At 65.2% G+C, this 16,527-nt stretch carries 19 protein-coding genes; 18 read left to right on the top strand and 1 reads right to left on the bottom strand.

The window, feature by feature from the left end:
- Positions 1 to 228: 228 nt before the first annotated feature.
- The 16 genes from OEB96_RS03430 to OEB96_RS03355 all read left to right on the top strand — a co-directional run bounded on the left by OEB96_RS03430 (position 229) and on the right by OEB96_RS03355 (position 15,133).
- Complete coding sequence (locus tag OEB96_RS03430) at positions 229 to 1,017, top strand: hypothetical protein (RefSeq protein WP_266213978.1); 789 nt, start codon at positions 229 to 231, stop codon at positions 1,015 to 1,017.
- 105 nt (positions 1,018 to 1,122) lie between these two features.
- Positions 1,123 to 1,920: a hypothetical protein gene (locus tag OEB96_RS03425; protein ID WP_266213977.1), complete on the top strand. Its 798-nt coding sequence runs from the start codon at positions 1,123 to 1,125 to the stop codon at positions 1,918 to 1,920.
- Between the two features lie 13 nt (positions 1,921 to 1,933).
- On the top strand, positions 1,934 to 2,365 hold the full coding sequence (locus OEB96_RS03420; RefSeq protein ID WP_266213976.1) for a hypothetical protein: 432 nt from the start codon (positions 1,934 to 1,936) through the stop codon (positions 2,363 to 2,365).
- Positions 2,362 to 3,456, top strand: a complete 1,095-nt coding sequence (locus OEB96_RS03415; protein ID WP_266213975.1) for a hypothetical protein — start codon at positions 2,362 to 2,364, stop codon at positions 3,454 to 3,456. Before OEB96_RS03420 ends, OEB96_RS03415 begins: the two co-directional genes overlap by 4 nt.
- Positions 3,456 to 4,007 carry a hypothetical protein gene (locus OEB96_RS03410; protein WP_266213974.1) on the top strand — a complete coding sequence of 184 codons (552 nt, stop codon included), beginning with the start codon at positions 3,456 to 3,458 and terminating at the stop codon, positions 4,005 to 4,007. The genes OEB96_RS03415 and OEB96_RS03410 overlap by 1 nt, the downstream gene beginning before the upstream one ends.
- The gene (locus tag OEB96_RS03405) at positions 4,004 to 4,591 is read left to right on the top strand and encodes a hypothetical protein (protein ID WP_266213973.1); all 588 of its coding nucleotides are present in this window, start codon (positions 4,004 to 4,006) and stop codon (positions 4,589 to 4,591) included. Before OEB96_RS03410 ends, OEB96_RS03405 begins: the two co-directional genes overlap by 4 nt.
- Entirely contained in the window at positions 4,588 to 5,385 is a 798-nt protein-coding gene (locus OEB96_RS03400; RefSeq protein ID WP_266213972.1) for a hypothetical protein, read from the top strand. The genes OEB96_RS03405 and OEB96_RS03400 overlap by 4 nt, the downstream gene beginning before the upstream one ends.
- A gap of 5 nt (positions 5,386 to 5,390) precedes the next feature.
- Positions 5,391 to 6,062: an N-acetylmuramoyl-L-alanine amidase gene (locus OEB96_RS03395; RefSeq protein WP_266213971.1), complete on the top strand. Its 672-nt coding sequence runs from the start codon at positions 5,391 to 5,393 to the stop codon at positions 6,060 to 6,062.
- Positions 6,059 to 6,754, top strand: coding sequence for a hypothetical protein (locus tag OEB96_RS03390; RefSeq protein ID WP_266213970.1), 696 nt, complete (start codon positions 6,059 to 6,061; stop codon positions 6,752 to 6,754). Before OEB96_RS03395 ends, OEB96_RS03390 begins: the two co-directional genes overlap by 4 nt.
- Positions 6,755 to 6,770: 16 nt before the next feature.
- Positions 6,771 to 7,316 (top strand): hypothetical protein, encoded by a 546-nt coding sequence (locus OEB96_RS03385; protein WP_266213969.1) that lies wholly within the window; start codon positions 6,771 to 6,773, stop codon positions 7,314 to 7,316.
- Positions 7,313 to 7,543, top strand: a complete 231-nt coding sequence (locus tag OEB96_RS03380) for a hypothetical protein (RefSeq protein ID WP_266213494.1) — start codon at positions 7,313 to 7,315, stop codon at positions 7,541 to 7,543. Before OEB96_RS03385 ends, OEB96_RS03380 begins: the two co-directional genes overlap by 4 nt.
- Positions 7,540 to 8,115: a hypothetical protein gene (locus tag OEB96_RS03375; RefSeq protein WP_266213968.1), complete on the top strand. Its 576-nt coding sequence runs from the start codon at positions 7,540 to 7,542 to the stop codon at positions 8,113 to 8,115. Before OEB96_RS03380 ends, OEB96_RS03375 begins: the two co-directional genes overlap by 4 nt.
- A gap of 19 nt (positions 8,116 to 8,134) precedes the next feature.
- Positions 8,135 to 9,328 carry a hypothetical protein gene (locus OEB96_RS03370; protein ID WP_266213967.1) on the top strand — a complete coding sequence of 398 codons (1,194 nt, stop codon included), beginning with the start codon at positions 8,135 to 8,137 and terminating at the stop codon, positions 9,326 to 9,328.
- Positions 9,329 to 9,944: 616 nt separating this feature from the next.
- Positions 9,945 to 11,753 (top strand): hypothetical protein, encoded by a 1,809-nt coding sequence (locus tag OEB96_RS03365; protein ID WP_266213966.1) that lies wholly within the window; start codon positions 9,945 to 9,947, stop codon positions 11,751 to 11,753.
- The gene (locus OEB96_RS03360; RefSeq protein ID WP_266213965.1) at positions 11,743 to 13,194 is read left to right on the top strand and encodes a hypothetical protein; all 1,452 of its coding nucleotides are present in this window, start codon (positions 11,743 to 11,745) and stop codon (positions 13,192 to 13,194) included. The genes OEB96_RS03365 and OEB96_RS03360 overlap by 11 nt, the downstream gene beginning before the upstream one ends.
- Before the next feature lies 1 nt (position 13,195).
- Positions 13,196 to 15,133, top strand: coding sequence for a DEAD/DEAH box helicase (locus OEB96_RS03355; RefSeq protein ID WP_266213964.1), 1,938 nt, complete (start codon positions 13,196 to 13,198; stop codon positions 15,131 to 15,133).
- An 89-nt stretch (positions 15,134 to 15,222) separates the two neighbouring features.
- Here OEB96_RS03355 and OEB96_RS03350 read toward each other — a convergent pair whose 3' ends face one another.
- Positions 15,223 to 15,456 (bottom strand): hypothetical protein, encoded by a 234-nt coding sequence (locus OEB96_RS03350; protein WP_266213963.1) that lies wholly within the window; start codon positions 15,454 to 15,456, stop codon positions 15,223 to 15,225.
- Between OEB96_RS03350 and OEB96_RS46590 the strand changes: the two genes are divergently transcribed.
- Together OEB96_RS46590 and OEB96_RS03345 are read left to right on the top strand one after the other, a co-directional pair.
- A complete protein-coding gene (locus tag OEB96_RS46590; protein WP_407674607.1) occupies positions 15,436 to 16,107 on the top strand; it encodes a DUF3883 domain-containing protein in 672 nt (223 codons plus the stop codon). The genes OEB96_RS03350 and OEB96_RS46590 overlap by 21 nt on opposite strands.
- Entirely contained in the window at positions 16,097 to 16,258 is a 162-nt protein-coding gene (locus tag OEB96_RS03345) for a hypothetical protein (RefSeq protein WP_266213962.1), read from the top strand. Before OEB96_RS46590 ends, OEB96_RS03345 begins: the two co-directional genes overlap by 11 nt.
- Positions 16,259 to 16,527: the final 269 nt, after the last annotated feature.

Below are 16,527 nucleotides of genomic sequence, written 5' to 3'. Positions count from 1 at the left end.
CGAAAGATCGGAGGGGTCTCGTTCGCCTGACCCCGACGTCCGGATCCGCTCGAGGCCGGGGGACGAGAGAGCCGTCCCGAATCGACGAGCAGCGGTGGCGCTCAGGCCGTGGGGGAACCTGCCTCCGAACGTGGGCCCGTACTCGACCAACCTCCAACCCGGTGGCGCTCAGGCCGTGGGGACGACCTGCCCCCGAACGTGGGCATCGACCCGAAAGGAAGAAAGCTCATGCAACGACTCAAGATCCGAACGAAGAGACAGCTCGATGCCCAACATGCCGCCGACCGGGCGGTGCTCGCCTCCCGAGCCCAGCGGGCCGAACGGGCCAAGGCCGCCGCGAGCGAGCCCCCGACCATCCGCCCGCCGTCGCCCGAGGAGATCGAGCGGTTCGCGGTGGGGGGCTGCGGTACGGGCTGCCAGCCCAGCCCCAACACGGCCACCTGCCAGCCGCAGGTGCCGATCTGCCGGCCCACGTCGATCAACGACTGCTACCACGAGGTCGCCAGCAAGCACGGCTGCCCCCTCAAGGTGACGTCGGGCGGGGTGCAGCGGGTGGACGGGCAGAACCGCATCGAGTTCCGGGTGGAGCCCACCCAGAGCAACTACTTCTTGCCGATCGCGGTGCGGCTCTCCGGGCGGGGGAGCACCGACCCGGATCAGATCCGCGTGTGGCTCTTGACCGCGGTGATGGTCAAGAACCACCCGCAGGAGAACTACCACCAGCCCAACCCCGACGCGTCGACGGTGGTGGGCGTGGAGTCGGTGGCCTACGACGGCAAGACGGCCGGTGACGTGCCGGCCTTCGAAGTGGCGTGGGGTCCGTTCTCGCGGGCGGCCCAGGCCGACAACCTGGTGCTGGTCGGGTGGAACCCGTACGCGGCCGGCATGTTCCTCAACGCTCGCGCGGAGCTTTGGGGATACGAGATCGAGGCGCTGCCGCAGGGGTGGAAGTGCGGGCACCACCCCGGACGCCTGCCGCAGCCTGCGATCGATCCGTCGTCGGTGCCCGTGCCCTGACGCGCGGGTAACCGAGTGACCACGACGGCCGCGCGCACTGGTGTGCGCGGCCGTACCCAGACCCGAACGCGACGACTGCCGACTAACGATCCAAGGACCGACGCCATGAACCAGACCAACCACGAGCCCCATGACCCACGGCTGGGCACCGCCTACGTCTCGCGCCGCACCGCGCCCGGGGCCGAGGTGTTCGGGGTGGTGTCGGACGACGGCACCCCGGCGGGTCTGCGTCCCATTGCCGCGCGCGTGGGCTCGTGGTCCAGCGAGTGCCCGACGGGCGAGCACCTTTGGATGGTTGGCAGCACGGTGCAGGAGGCCCTGCGCTGGTCGCCCGTGCCCGTGGGGCCCGGTGGCGTGTCGGGGCTGGATCCCTCGCGGAGATCGGTGATGCGGCTGCGGATCACCACGACCGACTCGGCCCGCGGCACGACCTACGAGATCGACCTGGGGCAGTCGCTGGAACTCTACGCCGAGGCGCTGCAGGTCGAGCTCTGGGCGCCCGAGGGGGCGGTGCTCATGGGCACGCAGCAGCCCGTGGCTCCGCAGCAGGGCCTGCTGTTCGAGAGCCAGGCGCTGCTACGGATGATGCGGCTCGAGGTCTCGCGCGGGGTCTTCTCGGCACTGCTCACCGATTCCTTCTACATCCCCGCTGGTCAGCCGTACGTGCAGCGCGTGCCCGCGGGAGCGCGGCGGCTGACGGCCTATCCGTCGGCGGTGGGCCTCGGGTCCGTGTGGAGTTGGCTGCGAGGCGATCCGGCTGCGATGGCGGTGCCGTTGGGCCTCGTGGCGTGGTCGAGCGACCAGCCGCGCATGGAGATCGACGTGCCCTCGGCCACCCACCTGCGGATCGACCCGGCCGCTGCGGCGCGGCTCTACACCGTCGTTTGGACCATCACCCCGTGAAGGGAGCGCGCACGTGTACCAGGTGTCACTACGGTTGGCCGAGATCCCGAGCCAGAGCGTGCTCGAGGCAATGCTCGACGTGCTCGCCGAGCACAACTGCCGCTGGTACCTGCGCCAGTGGGCCGCGTACCGCGAGCCTCCATCGAGCGCGGCGGCGGCCGGGGTGCGGTGGCACCCCGATGCGCCCGCGGTCGAGGCGGTCTTCCAAGATGCGCCGCTGGTCTTCGCGCGCAAGTGGGCCTCGTGCGGGCCGATCGCCGCGGTGTCGGTGGGCCATGCCCGCGCGCTCGACCAGCTCCGTGGAGTGGTGGCCGCACGAACTCGCGACGAGCACCGCGTGGTGCTGCTGTCCCAGGACGCGCTGGGTCGCGGACGACAGTGGCACGCGTATCACCTGGCCGGTCATCGGCTGATCGACCCAACCGAACGAATGAGGCGTGTATGAACAAGCGACGACGACGATGGGGCCTTCTCGGCCTGATGGGCTTGGGCGGCGGGCTGCTGGCCGTGGGTGCACTGGCCTCGGACGGCTCGACCGGTGGCGGCTCGAATGGCTCGGGCAACGGAGGCTCGGGCTCGGGCGGTGGATCCGGTGGTGGCGGCGCGGAGCCGGACGATGGCGGCGGGCCGAGCTCGGGCAGCGGCGACCTCCCTCCGCCGCCCGAACCCGACGATCCGTTCGGCGATCTCCCGCCTCCGCCTCCGCCGGACGACGACGAGCCGGACCCGGAGCCCGAGCCATGGCAGCCGGGCAAGCACATGGGCGGTGGCAAGGGCGGCGGTGGGACCACGCCCACGCCCAAACCCACCGCGCCTGGCACTACCGATGGGCCCAAGCCACCGATCGACACGCCCGAGGACGACCCGGTGCTCCCGGAGCCCGAGCTCGAGGACGACCCACCGTGGTCCGAGCTACTCGACGAGTACCCGCGCGGCGGCACCTTCTATCCGGTCGTCGAGAACGACCGCTTCGGTGGGACCAACTCCACCTACTCGATCGCCTACCGGTATCTGCTCTCGGAGGCGTACCTCGCGGCGATCGAGGTGGGCGGCCTGGACGACGAGGACGCGAGCGTGTGGGCGCTGGCGGTCGCCAAGCAGGACAAGCTGCGGCTGCGAGTCATCGATCTGATCCAGTGCAGCGGGTGGAACGATGCGATGTACGGGGCCAACCCCGTCACCGTCTCGCACGCGAGCAAGCACGGGCGCTCGATCCTGCTGCGGCCCGTGCACGGCCCCACCGCCGAGCGGATCGAGGATCACTTCTCGCCCTTCCGCAACATCACCATGGCGGGCAACCCGGCCGACCCGGACTACCGCGACTACGAGCTGCTGTGGATGCCACCCGTCGACCGCGAGGTGTTGTGGGAGTCGGCCGGCCAGGTGCTCACCACCACGGGGATGGAGTGGGAGGACGGGTCGTCGATGGAGAACCCGCCGCCGTGGGTGAGGTGGCAGGGGATCGACGATCTGAGCGGCGCGTTGGTGGGCGACTTTGGCTGTCCGGGATCGGACGGCGAGCTGGAGGTGGAGTGATGGTTTGCGGCGACACATACGCGCATCTGTTGGTGACCGAGGACGGCAAGACCCCCAACGACCCCTGGGACTGGCGTGCTGGACCGGGCGACTACGACGAGTGGTACGACGTCGCGCACGTCGTCGGGCGGGAGGTCTTTCGGCGCTGGAACTGGCTGCTGTCCATCGAGGACAAGCTCGCCAAGCTCGACGAGCCGCCCGTCGACGGTCCGTACCCCGAGCGCGATGCGCTGCTGGCCCAGCTCCAGGGCTTCGCGACCAAGCTCGAGGCTCTGCCACACGTGTTGCTCGATCCGAGCGCCGTGTTCGAGCTGAGCTGGGAGCCCGGGATCAAGAAGGCGATCGAGGTGGCGCGCGAGGGCACGTGCGTGCTCGAGCGCCTCGACGCGGCGACGGCCTACTACAAGCGGCCGCCGCTGCCGGATAGTCGCACCAAGCGCAAGCCCGACGCTCCCCAGGGGCGGTGGGGCGCGGTGGTCGTGACCGGCACGCTGGCGATCGGCGGGGCCTTGTTGTGGCGACGACACGCTCGAAGGAGGGACGCGCGATGACCTGCGGAAGCACATATGCACACTTGCTGGTCACGGAGGACGGCAAGACGCCCACCGATCCGTGGTCGTGGCCTCCCACGATCTTCGACTACGACGAGTGGTACGACATCGCGCACGCCGTCGGGCGCGAGGTATTCCTCCGCTGGGATTGGCTGCTGGCGATCGAGAACGAGCTCTCCCAGATGGAGGAGCCGCCCGTCCCCGGGCCGTACCCCGACCGCGATCAACTCCTGTTCCTGTTGCAGGATTTCGCCAAGAGGCTCGACGGCGTGCGGCACGTGCTGCTCGAGTCGATCGACTTCAACGGGCTGACCTGGGAGGCGTCGATCCGCGAGGCGATCGCCACGGCCGAGGACGGCACGTGCGTGCTCGAGCAGCTCGACGCGGCCGCGGCCTACTACCAACGCCCGCCGCTTCCCGAGCGCCATCCGGAGCGCCAGCCCGACTCGGACGACGACGGCTCGGGCGACGACCAGGCCGGAGGCGATCTGAGCGGAGTGCTGATGACCGGAGCGTTGGCCGTGGGCGCTGCGCTCCTTTGGCGACGACACAAACAACGAAAGGGACGAAGGACACGACGATGAGGAAGCGCAAGAACAACACGGGTTTGGCCATCGTGGCCGGAGTGGGGGCGCTGTTGGCCCTCGGTGGGCTGGCCTCGGCGGCCGAAGGCGGCGGCGGGCTCGTGCCCGGTGGCGGTGGGCCGGGTGGAGGTGGCGGCTCGGGCGGTGGCGGAGGCTCGGGCGGTGGCGGATCGACCGACCCGTGGACACCGGGGCCCGGCGGCAAGGGCAAGGTGTTCGGCGGGGGTGGAGGCTCGGAGCCGTTGAGTGACTTCGACTTTGGAGGCAACGGCCTGTGGATCGCCCCCGAGTGCGACGGCGTGGTCGAGGGCGCCCTGTTCCGTCCGAGCAAGGATGCCATGGAGGTCGTTGCGCTGTGGCCGACCGAGTTCGCGGGCTACGTCCACGGCGAGGAGCTCGACGCGGTGCAACGGGCGGATCCCGGCAACACCGTCGCAGGCTTCGTCGACTGGTGGATGGGCTATCGCTGTTGGGCGGCCTTCGACAACCCGGACGGAGCGTGCATTGGGCCCGACTTGCCGCCGACTCCGGCCCTGTTCGCCGCGTGGGTCGAGTCGTACTGGACCGAGCGTGGGTGGCCCAAGCCGCTGAAGGCCACCCGACGGCTCACCGCCGAGCTGCTGCGGCAGGCGTCCTCGATGTCACTTCCGGACGCACCGACCTGCATGGACGTCAACCCCGAGGACTGGGGCGACGGGCTCAAGGACTGGCTCGGGGACTTCATGCTGTGGCTCGACGTCTACCTCCACGAGTGGTGGTCGGACGACATCCTCGAATTCGAGAAGGGAGCGTGAGCGCCATGGTTCCGATCTGGATCTCGGTAGTCGGACTCGGGGCGCTGTGGTTTGCGCTGTCGAAGCGGCCGTACTCGAACCTGCCCAATGGCGGCAAGATCGTCGATCGACGCAAGCATGCGCGGCTGACCGATGATGCGGCGTCGCACACCCGCACACGCAAGGCATCGGACGTGCGCGCGCTGGTACTGCATCAGATGGGGTTCTCGCGCGGCAACGACCCCAAGCGCTACGACGGCGTGACCGCGCACTACGTGGTGCTGCCCGATGGCGGGATCTACTGGCTGCACGACCACACCACCCGGCTGCCGGCGTCGGGTGGGCTCAACTCCGAGAGCGTGGCCGTGGAGTTTGCCGGCAACCTGCCCAGCCGCGCCGGGAGCACGAATCCCGACGCGTTCTGGGGCGCGGACAAGTTCGGGATGGATCAGCTCGAGCCGGCGCAGATCGAGGGCGGGCGAGCGCTGGTGGATGCACTGCGGCGGCAAGGGTCGCTCACGCACATCTACGCGCATCGGCAGGGCGGACCCAACCGGGAGAACGACCCCGGCCCGGACGTGTGGCGGGAGGTCGGCATGTGGGCGATCCGCAAGTACGGCCTGCAATGGGGTGGCGAGAGCTTCGCCGTCAACAAGGGCAAGCCGATCCCGGCGCACTGGTGGGGAGCGATCGCATGAGCCGGCGAAGCAGCAGCCCCGTGTCGTGGGGGGTGGCGGCCGTGGCGGGGCTCGTCGCGGTCGTGTCGATGTCGGGCACGGCGAGCGCGAGCTCGGGCACCGCGGTCGGCGACGGTGCGTATCGGATCGCGGCCGTGCGGGGCTTGGCGGCCGAGGCTGGCCTACCCCCGGCGTGGGGGGACTTCTTCGCGCTGGTGGCCTGGCGCGAGAGCAAGGGCAACCCGCAGGCCGTCAACGATTCGGCGAGCGAGGCTGCGGCGGCTGCCAAGGCGTTCGACCGCAACCGCGGGCGCTATGAAGGATGCGGGCACCCCGACGCCGCCTACATCTTCGGCTCGGGTGGGTGGTTCGGGATGCTCCCTGCCAATGGCCTCGCCCAGCTCGGCGAGGAGCTGTACTGCCTGCCGCCGTCGTCGGTGCTCGAGCCGCGGGTGGCCCTGGCGATGGCGGTGGGCTTCGCCCGTGGGCTGATGCGCTGGGACGGCTTTGGGAAGGTGCCCACGTGGCTCAACCTGCGCGCCATGTGGGGCGCGCCGGCCAAGGGCGGCGACGCGGCCTACCTGGCCAGCAAGCGGGCGAGCTACGTGCAGGACGCTGCCGCAGTGGGCTTGCCTGCGTCGTGGCTCGATGGACGGCCGCCGCCGCTTTCGGTGACGGGGGCCGAGGTGTTGGAACGACTGCAAACGGTGTGAACGAACGGAGGACGACATGAAGACGAGCGTGAAGTGGGGAATCGCTGCGGCGGCGCTGCTGGGCGTGGGTGTGCTCGCGATGGGCACGGCCAGCGCGGCGACCGAGGAGGAAGAGGATCCCAACGCAGGCAAGGGCTTGCAGGACAGCGGTGTACGGCACGGGATCCGCTACGAGGGTTGCGATCACTTCGACGTGGTCGACCCCGACGCGATCGAGGCGTGGGGGATCGAGAACAAGTGGAAGTTTGCCAAATGGGCGCTGAAGCTCGACGAGCTGCGGGCCAACCCCGAGCCGGCGATCGTCGAGGCGCTGACGATGCTGTTCCCGGAGTGCACTTGGCCAGCGCCGAGCACCACGACCTTCGGGCCCGAGAAGATGGGGTGGACCGAGGCGATGGCCATGGCCAAGGAGGCGGTCGCCAACCTCGACCTGGCCGTGAGCGGTGGGGCCGAGGGCGCGACGGCGGCCGCGGGCTGGCTTCTGCGGCTGGGGTTGCAGCGAGCGCTGGGGTTCGGGCCTGGGGTCCGGTCGCGACGAGGGGCGCGGAGGGGACGGCGATGAGCACCCAAGACGACGGCGAGGGTCTCGCCGAAGTGTTCGTGAAGGGCATCGTGTTCACCTTCGGAGCGGCGCTGGCGGGGCTGATCCTCCGCCGGGTGTTCCGGCAGAAGCCCGAGGTGGTCGTGGTCGCGGTCTCGGCCGACGAGCTGGCGCGTGCGGGCGAGCTCGATGGCGATGGAGAGGTCGAGGTGGATCTCGACGACCTGGGCGAGGAGGACGACCGGTGACGCTGCTCACCGGCACCGTCGTCGGCGTGGGGCTCACCCTGGCCGTGCTCACGTTGGCGCGTGGGTCGGGACAGGGGGCCGCGGTCGGGGCGATCCGTCCGGCATGCGGGGTGTCGATCGTGCTGTTCGAGCCAGACGGGGTGGAGTCGACGCTGCTCGACAAGGCGACGGGCGGGCACGGGTTCTCGCACGTGGCGCTCGACGGGTGCGAGGCCGACGACCAGGGACGAGCGCTACTGATCGACTGCCGGCCCGGGCTCGGCGTGGCGCGGGTGCTCGAGTCCGAGTACGGCGACCGCGGGCGGGTGCGGGTGTGGCTGCCGCTGTGCGAAGGGCGGGAGCTCTACGGGTGTGTTCGCGGGCGCGTAGGGCAGCCCTACGATGCTCTCGGGTTGATCGTGCCCAAGGAGGGGCCGGTGTGCGGGCTGGTGTGCTCGCAGTTGGTCTACGAGTGCCTGCCCCAGGCGCTGCGAGGGCGCGTGCCCGCGTGGCCGAAGGGACGGCCGGCGGCGCCGAACGACCTCGCACGAGGGTTCGGGGCGGTGCTCGGTGGGAATGACGTGGTGCTTTGAACAAGGAACGAGGTACGTGATGAGCAAGTGGCTATGGTTGATGGGAGTTGCGGGAATCGGGACGGTCGCGCTCGCGGCTGGGAGCTCGACGAGCCCGGCCGGCAACGGTGGCTCGAGCAGCGGCGGCGGGAGCTCGGGCGGTGGCGGTGATGCTCCTGTGCCTGGGGGTGGTGGTGGCGAGACGCCCCCGCCAGGGGGCGGCGGGACGCCCGAGCCCGGCGGAGGGCCCACTCTCACGCCCACCGAACCAAAGCCCGCCGGGCCCAAGCCCGCCCAGCCGTGGTTCCCCAAGCCCTACGACGAGTACACGCGCGGGCCGTACACCATCGACCTGACCGGGCTGTCGACCGGAGTCCGGTGGCGCGTCTACGCGACCGCCGAGCACCCGGCGACCGAGACCGAGAAGGACGCGGTCAAGCTCGGGGCTGGGATCGAGGAGAGCGACGAGGACGCCCGCGTGGCCGCCAATGCCTACGTGGACGCGCTCGGCGTGCTGCCGGTCGAGCCCTTCTTCCCGATGCCACCCAAGCCGCAGCCGGACCCGCCCGGGGCAGAGGCCGGGCTCGAAGGGATGGCACCGCCCGAGGCCGGACCCGCCCCCGGGCCGCTGTACGTCAAGGGCAACGGCGACGTGGGCTTCGAGGCCAGCCCTTCGACCGCCTCGTTGCCAACGATGGTCCAGCGTCACGGCCTGAACGTGTGGGACGACTGTACGCGGATCACCGTCGACAGCATCGTCTCGTGGATCGCGTGGGCGGAGTCGTGGATCCGCAACCGAGTGAGGACCACGCCCCGCGTGAGGCTGGTCCAGGGGCTGCTCGAAGCGAGCTTCCCGGGGTGCACGTGGGACCTGGCCAGGGTACGCGTGGCCAACGGGCGGAGTCTCTTGCAGCAGCTCGCGGTGGTCGACGCCAAGTACTTCGCGCCCGTGCGGGCCGGCAAGCCTTCGCCGCCGCAGTCACCATGGGAGCCGCTACCGCTTGAGCGGGCGGTGGCCGAGCTCGTGGGCGAGAAGGCGCCCCCGGTGGTCCCGCCCGAGCTCGCGTACCTCGGCTACCACGTCGACGTGGGCGAGACGCCTGCGGGTTGGATCTGGAAAGCTTGGCGGCGAGGCAAGCACGAAGGCGCGGCCGACCTTCAGGGCGGACCGGAGAAGGACTGGCGAGCGGTGGTCCTCGCCGCCAAGGTGAGCCTCACGGAGCTTCCTGGATAGCTCTGGCTAAGCTTCCACTTGAAGAGCCGCCTGTGCCCCTTCCTTGAGGGTAGAAAAGAAGGCCGGGTCGGTCGACGTGACCACGGGCGGTCGATGGACTGAACAACGAGCGAGGTAGGCGTCGAGCGGATCCGGCTCGGGATGGTTCGCCACGCTCCCACAGAACAAGCACGAAGAGGCTCTCGCCAAGGCTGCTTGGTAAGGAAAGGGCGTGCCACCCATCGCCCGAGGGTAGGTGAGCAGCGACTCGGTCTCGGACATGGCGACAGATTGGGACATGGAAGACGTACGGCCTATCTGACTGGAGCAAACTCACGACACGCGTATGCGTTCGCAATGCGTCGCGCCGGCCGGGGTCCCGGCTGCCCACATGCGTCCCCGTGTTACCATGACGCCGTTCATGCATTCCCCGACAACAGCAGCGGCCGTCGCAGCCCATGACGCACCGCGGGCAAAGGTGCCACTTGACTCGCCAGTCGTTGCTCCCACGCTCCTCGAGCGGGGCTTCCCATTTCGGGAGTTGTCGCTCCTGACGAAGGCCGACCGTCGTGGACGTGATCCGAGCTATGGGGTCCACCGCTGGTGGGCCCGTCGTCCCCCTGCCCTGGTCCGGGGGGTGCTACTGGCGGCGTTCTCCGCACCAACCGTGTCGCGAAAGCCGTTCTGGGAGACGTTCGCCGACCCCGGCGGCCATCTCTTCGGGAAAAGGATTCACGATCCGTTTCTTGGTGGGGGAAGCACCGTCGTCGAAGCGGCTCGGCTAGGGGCAATGGCAAGCGGTACGGACATTGACCCGCTTGCATGCTTGATCGCGCGCCACGAGTTGTCGCCGCCCGACGTGGAAACCTTGAGCAAGTACGGCAAACGACTTGCCGATTATCTCTGCTCAAGACTAGAGACTTTATACCACTCGCCGAAGTCCGAGTGGACACCTCTCCATTGGTTCTGGATCTACATCGTAGCATGCCCAAGTTGCAAGGCCAAGGCGCCGCTCTACCGTAGTCTCGTTATCGCCCGGGACATGAGGAAGACCGGCGCGGTCGTTCGTGATTCTGCTCAGACGGTGTTCTGCCCGGACTGCTTCGATGTCCACCATCTGGCGTCGCCAACAGCCAAGCGGTTCACCTGCTGTGGCCACCATGACATCCGGGAGTCAACGTTCTCCAATCTAAAATTTCATTGTCCATCGTGTGAAAAGCACGCCGACCACTCCCAGCTCAAGACACTCAAAGCGGAGCCCAGGCTGCTTGCTGTGGAGGAGACTCATGCGACGAAGCGACGGCGTATTCGGGCTGCACATAGAGGTGACCGCGCGCGCGTTCGGAGTGCACAAGCGTTTGTCGACACCAATCGGGCGGACCTGCTGCTTCCAGAGGGCACCTTCACGAAGCCGCGTCGCGATCCTCGACCGCTGAGCTATGGAGCGGAGAGTCATCTGGATCTCTTTTACACTCGCCAGCTAGCGACATTTGGCCTTGCGTTCAGTTGGATTCGGGACTGTCGCGCCAATGACCACGTCAAAGAAGCGCTCATGCTTGCCACATCGCATGCACTTGCGTTCAACAACCGCTTGTGCGGTTATGCGACCGACTACGGAAGGTTGTCGGCGCTCTTCAGCGTCCGTAGTTATTCGTTGCCCGCCCTGTCTGCCGAACTCAATCCGTTGCACCCGACGGCAGGTCGAGGCACGCTTCTCAGAATATTGCGCAAGCGCCTCACCGAGACGCGAACGGTTGTTCGTCGTGCCGCGTGGGGTATGAAAGCCCAACAAGTATACACGCAGGAGTTCCAGTTCGCCGACACACTGCGATCGGAGATTCGATGCGCCTCAGCATTGAGTCCCAATGTGTCCCCTGACCCGATCGACTTCTCATTTTTCGATCCACCGTACTTTGACTACATCGCGTACAGCGAACTGTCGGAGTTTTATCGTGCTTGGCTCGACCTCGGGGACATTGAGGGCACACCGCTACTACCTGACACTAGCGATCCCGTTGCCTCGTTTGCCACCGCGCTCGCGGCCGCAATCGCAGCGTTGCGAAGTAAACTCAAGCCGTGTGCTCCGTTCGCGTTCACATTCCACTCTGGCTCCAACAACGCATGGCGTGCAATAGCCGAGGCCCTCGCGTCTGCCGGCGAATGTATCACTGCAATGTGGCCGGTGCTGGCAGACCCACACATGGGGCATCACGGCGCCGCCGGGGCATGCGAGTGGGACCTGGTCATTGTATGTCGTCCCGATGGCCTCTGTCGCCCCGGGCGTAGCCCATCGATCAGTCGATGGCGCCGAGCGGTACAACCTCTGACGATTCGAAAGACAGATCTTGAGGCATTCAAGGTAGCACTGGGCGCATTGCGCGGTTTGTTCGGCACGATTCCTACTGCACGGAACACATCGGCATCGAGGAGAAGACATGAAGGCTAGCGAACGGAAGAAGGCAGTCGAGTTGCGGCGGACATCCACTGACCAAAAGGTAAGGCTCTGGTGTAAGGATGACTGGAAAACGTTCGATGTCTATCGCGTCCCAGTTGAAGCGCTCATGCTCCATGTGGACAATCACCGCTTCCAGGCGGAGCGCAAACTTGTCCAGTCCAAGCTGGGACGTGAACTCGATCCTGAGAACATCCCGGAAGATGTGGAAGCACTGATCTCGATTTTGCTCGACAACGGCGTGGATGTCGACGGCGATCAAGTTGTTGGAAAGGAGACGAAGGACGCCGCGGCATTACGAGCAGACTGGCAAGCACGCGGACAGGAGACACCGTTCTGGATCCGTCCAGATGGAACCGTTCGCAACGGTAACCGCCGACTCGCGATGTTGCTTCGGCTGCGAGGTGAGAGAGGGGTTCAGGGGCTCGAGTTCGTCGATGCAGTCATCTTGGTGGAGAAGGAGGTGAATGAGCGAGACCTGTTTGAGATGGAGCAGCGTGAGCAACTGACCGAAAACCTGAAGATTCGCTACACAGACATCAACTTGCTTTTAACTCTCAAGGCCGCTGCCGACGCGCGCAAGATTGATTGGAACGATCCCGACTCCATCGATGACGTCGCCACTCAGTTGCAACACGTTGCGAAGGGCAACAAAGGATACGCGGCGATTCAGTTGCGAGCGATCAAATACATGGACCTCTTCCTACAGGACGCCGGCAAGCCTGGAGAATACCAAGATCTTCTTCGTCAAGTTGAGCGTTTCCGCGACATAGGGAAGGTCATGCTGCACATGGAGACTGACTATCCCGATGACGCCCCAGATATGCTACGGCTCACGTTCGCCGCGATCCGTGCGGGAAACAAACACGAGGACATCCGAGCTTTCAAGCGGATCTTTGTAGAAGACCGACCGCGCTATCGGAGGCTGCTGGCGTCGATCACCAAAGAGGAGGAAAAATGGGAAGGAGCGGGTGGAGGCGCTCGTCTGGCAGAACCGCAGATTATCAGCAAGCCGCCGGATGAGGATGATGAGGAGGAAGATGATGAACCTGGACCCGTCGTTCCGAACTACCCGCAGGATCGAGTAAGTACGGCGATCAAAAATGCGGTCGACGGCTTCCAGGCAGCGCAACGCTCTATTAGTTCAATCCTAATCACAGCACTGGACCGCCTGGAAGCTCTAGACGCAAGAAAACTGAAAGACGCTCTAGAACATGATGATGACGGCGAGATTGCAGGAACGCTCCGGAAGCTGATCGAGTGGTCCGAGGTGGCGAGATCTGTGTTGCCGAAGAAGGCGAAAGCGTCCGAGGCGAAGGTCGCCGAGAAGAAGACGACCAAGACGAAGGCGGCCAAGACGAAGGCGGCCAAGACGAAGGCGACCAAGACGAAGACGGCCAAGACGAAGACGGCCAAGAAGGCCAAGGCGAGATAGGATGGCTGGCCAGGTCACGATCGAAGTTGATGGCGATGACGTTGTGGTCCTAGGCCGTGACGTCGTCAATGATCGTGTGGCGCGACTGTTCTTCCTTGGCTCACTCGGTGCAATTGCGATCGACGGCGGTTGGCGCTGTCCTCGACGTCGGCGGCCGTTGAGCCAGCTCGTCGTCCGCATCAACACATTTCTCGAATCGAAGGGGTGGAAGGTCTCGCGCGATGGGCTTGTGAATGACGAGGTAGAGCGGGCGTTGGAACGAAAGCGGAGCTTCCAACGCACTCGCGAAGCTGCCGAGGCGCTACTCTCCGGTCGAGCGATTATAGATATCGACGCAGTCGAAGGGACGCTAGAAACGCAGGGCTGGCGTAACGAACGACGCTTGCTCCCACACCAGAAGCAGGGCGTCGTCCACGCGCTCACCGCAACAAATGCAGCGAACTTCTCCGTACCGGGAGCCGGAAAGACAGCGACAACGATCGCCGTCGCTGCCACCCATGTCGCGAGTGGTACCGTCGAGGTTGTTCTTGTAATCGGACCACTCTCTTGCTTCGCGCCTTGGGAGCATGAGACAGCCGTGGCGCTTGGCTCGCAGCTGCGCACGAGACGTGTCCGCGGATCCGCGGCTGAGCGCCGTGCCGCCTACAAGGCGGTACGCCCTCGAGATATTGTCCTGGTGAGCTATGCAACGGCCGCATCAGACCGAATATCGCTCATAGATCTCTGTCAAAATTATCGAACGATGCTTGTGGTTGACGAATCGCACCGTGTGAAGCGATTTCAAGGTGGCACGTGGGCTCCCGCCCTCGTGGCGATTGCCAAGGAAGCACGAGTTCGGATCATTTTGTCTGGTACACCCATGCCGCAGAGCGGAAAGGATCTATATACCCAGCTCAACATCCTGTGGCCAGATGGTGAGCTTACGGGCCCCCGAGACGGATTTGCCGTCCGTGTCGACAGAGACTTCGGCTCGCTTCTGCAAGATATCCGTCCTTTCATGTCTCGAACGCCGAAGCATGCGCTTGGCTTGGCACCGTATACGATCACCAGGCACGACGTGCCGCTCGCGGGAACTCAGGCCGAGATTTATGAACTAATCGAAAGCTACTTTCGTAAGCGAGTTGTGGGAATAGAAATGTGGGCAGAGAAGATTGAGGCACTGCGACGTGGTCGGCCGATTCGACTGTTGCAAGCAGCATCGAATCCAGAAGTGCTGAACCGCAAAGATGCCAATTACCGACTTCCACGTCTAGAGAACTCGAGCGCGTCACTAATGGAACGCCTGGTGCGCTACCGCGAACATGAGACCCCGGCAAAAACAGTCTATGCACTTCGACTGTTGGACCGTTTTGCGGCGGAGGGGCGGAAGGTAGTTTGCTGGAGTAACTTCATTGCAAACCTGGATCACTTTGCTAGAGGCGTGCGAGAGCGTGCTATCGAGTGCTTTCAGGTCGATGGGCGCATTGCAGCCGGTAGCGAGCCAACGATCGGATCTTCCACTAGCGACGAAGAGCCAGAAACACGTGAGCGTGTGATCGAGCGATTTCTCGATACCAAGGGAGCCGCTGTTCTTGTTGCGAATCCTGCATCATGCTCAGAGTCGATCTCGCTTCATCGTTCATGTTGGATCGCCATATACCTCGATCGGACTTACGATTGCGCATTGTTCTTGCAGTCCATTGATCGAATTCATCGCCTTGGGCTCCCTTTAGGTGTTCAGGTTGAAGTGCATATTCTGAATGCCACACTCGATGGCCGAGGAACTATTGATCAGCTTGTCGACTCCTCGCTCCTTCAGAAGGAGGAAACAATGCTTCAGCTTCTGCAAGGAGCCGAGTTGGCCACTTTTAGCACATCAGAGGATCCGCTTGATGCCGCAGAAGGCAACGAAGATGACCTCGCCGCCCTATTGCGCTTCCTTCTAGGCGAGGCCTCGTAATGTTGCGCATTGATGCGTCGTGGCTTACAGGAGTCAGGTTAGAACGCCTCTGCGTTTTGGCGGGCGTCTGTCCGTCGTCTCAGCTCGTCTCACGGAAAGATGAGATCGTCGACGATGTCTGGAACGCGGTGGGTGGAGACCGAGAGGAAATAGGCGTGCTGGTGAGAGTACTCGAAGCGTGTGGCCTTGTGTCCGAGAAGGACGGAACCGTAAGACGGACGCGGGAAGGCGATCGTGTGGTACGAGCGCTGCGGCGGGACGATCGAACAGTGCTTGGTAGCGCCTTGATCCGCTCGGGCTTGATGCATGATCAGGCGCGACACTTGATCGAGTCGAGCAGGACACTAACAAACGGAGATCTCGCCTGCGAGCACCGGATCGCCCGGTCGAGGGCACCTCAACTTCTCGGACTGCTCAGTTGGTGGGATATAGAGCGAGTTCCGCAAGTCGTGGTCCCGCGGGCGCTCGTTAAGGATCTTGGTAGCGTGTGGGCACTGTTGCCTCCACCGCCGGAGATGCCTACGTGGGCTCGGGAGCGACAGGAGATTGGCCTGCGAGCAGAGATGTATACGGTCCAGTACGAGAAGCGTTCGGCAGCAGATCCTTCGGACATTGTTTGGGTCGCCCGCGACTTCAGTTCACTCGGTTGGGATGTTGAGGATCGTGGTTCGCTGCCGATTCGTAGAATCGAAGTCAAGGGCTCGCGAGGGGCAGACCCTGTGTTCTTCCTCTCCGACAATGAGTGGCGTAAAGCGAACGAGCATGCCAGTAATTATGAGGTGCAATTTTGGGGTCAAATCGATCTGTCGAGGACCGCTGCGTCTGAGTTCGATATTTTGGTCGAGGCGGGGTTCCCGCTCATTGTCCGCAATATCCCTACGGAGGTAGCCGTAGGAACATGGGTAGCTGTCGCCACACAATGGAGAATTGCGCCGGCAGGGGCAGGTCCGTCGAATGACAGTAATGACCCGTAAGGCGGGTTGGGACGTGCTCGTCGAGATCGACGAGCACGCGGGCGTCTACTACATCATGGACGCGGCGAGCGGTGATACGATCCAGAAGGGGCCGACGGAGGAGCTTCCGCCTCACGTGCTCAAGGCGCTGCGATCCGACCCGGTCAGGTGACCATCGGTGGGAGATGGACTCGTGAAGTCGGCCGTGAGCACCTACTCGATCCGCGCACGGTCACCCACCACGGGCGCCTACCAACTCCGGCTCGTATCGAGCACGCGGGTCGAGTGAGCTCGGGCCCGATTGCGCTAAGGCAATCACTTCCCGGGTGAGCGTGCTCTATGTCCCAGGAGGCGATGAGCGGTGCGCGCAACCGCGAGTCGCTGGTCTTTTGCGTTCCACTGCGGGCCACGCCGTCCCAAGTCGTGCGGATGGGCGACCCG

This window comes from Paraliomyxa miuraensis (assembly GCF_026337845.1).
Lineage (GTDB): Bacteria > Myxococcota_A > Polyangia > Nannocystales > Nannocystaceae > Paraliomyxa > Paraliomyxa miuraensis.
Note: the sequence above shows the minus strand (reverse complement) of the source record. Positions and strands in the feature narration are given on the sequence as shown.